This window comes from Megasphaera sp. DJF_B143 (assembly GCF_900320625.1).
In the GTDB taxonomy this organism is placed as follows: Bacteria; Bacillota; Negativicutes; order Veillonellales; family Megasphaeraceae; genus Megasphaera; species Megasphaera hexanoica.
Window position 1 is genome coordinate 1 of the sequence record NZ_ONTA01000303.1, and the last position, 3,463, is coordinate 3,463.

3 protein-coding genes are annotated in these 3,463 nt (G+C 47.3%); all 3 read right to left on the minus strand.

The annotated features are described in order from the left end of the window. On the minus strand, nt 1-1,028 hold a 1,028-nt coding region (locus DBO31_RS08765), incomplete at its 3' end, for a BCCT family transporter (RefSeq protein ID WP_150824959.1). Nucleotides 1,029-1,041: 13 nt separating this feature from the next. After that, entirely contained in the window at nt 1,042-2,232 is a 1,191-nt protein-coding gene (locus tag DBO31_RS08770) for a PLP-dependent aspartate aminotransferase family protein (RefSeq protein WP_150824960.1), read from the minus strand. 239 nt (nt 2,233-2,471) lie between these two features. Continuing rightward, complete coding sequence (locus tag DBO31_RS08775; RefSeq protein WP_059075296.1) at nt 2,472-3,290, minus strand: MerR family transcriptional regulator; 819 nt, start codon at nt 3,288-3,290, stop codon at nt 2,472-2,474. Nucleotides 3,291-3,463: the final 173 nt, after the last annotated feature.

A 3,463-nucleotide genomic window follows, 5' to 3' on the forward strand; every position in this document is an offset into this window, starting at 1 on the left:
CGGAACGTACGGCCATAGGAAACACGGGCCAGCCACAAACCGTCAGAAATCGTACAGCCCAGATACCAGGCCCAGTAGAATACGGTCCATTGCTGGACAAATCCTGTCTGGGCAATGGCGTCGGTATTGAAACTCATGTGCACGAATTCCCGGATATTGGTTCCGACAGCCATGGTGAAGTTATTGAGAATAAACGACGTAGGACCGACGATAAGGATGAAGATAAAAAATCCCAGTGCCAGTTTGACATTGAAGTCGCTGATGATACTGATGCCCTTGGCAATACTCTTGGAGGTGGAAAGAATAAAGAAAAGGCAGAAGATGAGTATTACGGCGATGCGCAGCGTAAAGGTTACTTCAAAGCCCAGCAGGTAGCCAGCCAGTTCTGCCAGAATGGATGTACCCAGTCCGACAGTGCAGACCAGACCGCCGATATAGCCAAAGGCGACGAGACCGTCGATTATTTTACGGATAATGCGGACCGGAAGACTTTCGCCTTTTAGCACGGATTTGCATAAATCAGACAGATTCAGCGAGTCTACTTTCTTATTCCAGAACATATATCCCAGTGCCAGGGAGACGGGAAGATAAATGGCCCATGCGGAAAATCCCCAGTGGAACATGCCGTATGCTGACGCATATTCATAGGCCTGTACTGAATCGGGAATGACTCCGAACGGCGGTGTTTTGACATAATACATCCATTCGACCATGCCAAAGATGAAAATACCGGCTCCGGCAGCAGAGCACATGTTCATAGCTGCCCAGGAGAACGTCTTATAGTGAGGCTTGGCACCATTCCCGCCGAGGCGGATATCCCCGTATTTGGAAAACATGATAAAGATGGCAAAGACGGCACTGAGAAACGCGATGAGCATGAGAGCCCAGGGAAAATCAATCGTCATTATATTATAGAAAATACTGATGACGTACGCCGTTCCTTCCGGTGCCAGCACCATGGGGACGACCAGGGCGAACAGCAGGCCGACGGCTAACAGGGCGATAGGCAGATTGATATTTTTCAACATAGGAATCACCGCCTTACTTTACTGTATCAAATACAGATAACGCCTGTTTGAAATCAGCTATCAGGTCTTCTGTCGATTCGATGCCCGATGAAATGCGGATCAGCCCTTCTTCCATTCCCATGTCGCGAAGCTGCTGTGGGGTGAAATCAAAGCGGAACGCCGTAGCGGGGTGGGCGATGGTCGTACGATAACCTCCCAGTGTTCCCAGATATTTGACTACCTTCAACCGGTGCATGAATTCATTGACTTTCTGCCGGTCGTCTTCTACGCGGAAACTGAGCATGGCACCGCAGCCATGGGGCAGTAATGTTTCAGCCAGTTTATGCTGGGGATGATTGGAAAGAGTCGGATAATTGACATTGCGGACATGCGGATCGGCCTGCAGGGCTTCGGCCAGGGCACGCGCGTTGGCGAACTGGCGGGTGACGCGCATTTCCATGGTGCGGATGCTGCGCAGGAGAAGCCAGGAACTCTGGGGATCAAGGCAGCCGCCGAAAAGAAGATAGTCGGAATAGATTTTTTTCATCAGCTCTTTAGGACCGGTAATGCAGCCGGCTGTAATATCACTGTGGCCACCGAAGTATTTTGTCATGCTGTGTACGACGATATCGGCACCGTGATCGAGCGGGCAGATAGCAAAGGGTGTCGTGAATGTGCTGTCCACGACGACAAGAGCGCCTGCTTTATGGGCGAAACGGGTGATGGCGTCGATATCGATGATGCGGATCAGCGGGTTGGTAATGATTTCCGTATAGATGAGGCGGGTATTTTTCCGGATGGCCTGTTCTACGGCATCGGGATCGGTCAGGTCCACATAGGTTACTTCAACGCCAAATTTTTTTACGATGCGGTCGAATAATTCAATCGTTTCCCCGTAAATGGCATTGCTGGTGATGATATGGTCGCCGGCTTTTACCAGGGACAGAATGGTTGTAGAAATAGCCGCCATGCCGGAAGAGCAGACCAGAGACTGCTCACCATGTTCAAGATAAGATACTGCCTGGGCTACGCCATCGCGGTTTGGGTTGGCTGTACGGCAGTAGTAATATTTTTCCCCTTTATTAGCACGATCATAGTCATCCATATCACTGATAATATTGGCAGTGGAAGGATAAATCGGCGGTGTTTCCGGCCGTTCTACCGGTAATTGCGGTTCGCTCCCGACATACAGGATTTCAGTTTCTCTCGATACAGTCGTGTTCATTATGGTTTCCTCCTAAAAGCAATTTGTAAGAACTATGCAAAACGATGTTTTGCTATGAATAGAGCATAAACCTTTTTGTAAGAAACGAGTCAATTCTTTTTTGTGTGCAAAAAAAGAATAGGCTGACGAATTTCACAGCCTATTCTTGCGATATAGTCATTAATAATATGCTTTTCAACTCATTTACAGGCAGGCTACGTCTCTTTGTGGAACCGATTCGGAGTACAACCTTATTCCTGCTATAAGGTTTGCGTTTGTTCAGGAGAATACATCTGTATTTCGTACTGGGCATCCTGATATTCAACGAGGTTATCTTCGAATTCCAGGGCCAGGGCAAGCTCCGGCTGGTTCATATCAGAGAAAAAGTTATGCAGCAGCGTCGTATCCCAATGTTCTTTTAAAACCTGGGTGCGAAAACAGATGTATTCGCCGGCAGGCAGCTTTTTATATTCTGGAAGATACTGATCCGGACGGTGTTTCAGATAAATAAAATACTGTGTAGGATGAAAACGGCTGGCGAACAAATCAGAAATAGAAAGAATATATCCATATTGTCTCCGGTAAGGTAAGTGATGGAGACGGGAAGAGCCTTTGGCTTTCGCCAGGCGGATTTCCATATCGGCCAGAGCGTCTGTATCGTAGCAGGGAACCTGGATGATATGACGTTCCGGCAGATGGAGATGATACAAAATGCTGGAATCATCTATTTTACTCAGATAGGTAAAATATTCGATGTACCATTCGATATCTTTGATGCGGTTCTGAATCTGTTCCAGTTCCTGATAGGATTTCTGCCATTCCTTTTCCAGGGCAGGCAGAAGGCCGGCAACGGTCCCTTTTTTGATGATTTGGCCGATATCGGTCAGATGCAGGCCTAATCCCTGAAGATATTTCACCCGGTCGATGATATGGAACTGATCAAATGAATAATAGCGGTATCCCGTATGTGAATCTATTTTACGGGGTTGTAAAATACCTATTTTTTCATAGTGCCGCAGGGTCTGTGTCGTCACGCCCAGTAATTTTGCCGTTTCACCAATGGTATAATACGATTTCATAAGGAATGCCTCGATGATTTACTGCACCATGCAGAATTTTTTATGCATTTATTATATCACATTCTGGAAGCTATCCTGATGAATAGATAAGAGAAAGATGTATTTTGAGTTGCCAAACCCGGGATATCCCGGTGACCTTCAAGAACGGCATGGAATCGGGGCATAGGCAGGAA

Coding starts and splice junctions, on each gene's coding strand:
- DBO31_RS08770 (WP_150824960.1), bottom strand. CDS start 2,232: ATGAACACGACTGTATCGAGAGAAACTGAAATCCTGTATGTCGGGAGC.
- DBO31_RS08775 (WP_059075296.1), bottom strand. CDS start 3,290: ATGAAATCGTATTATACCATTGGTGAAACGGCAAAATTACTGGGCGTG.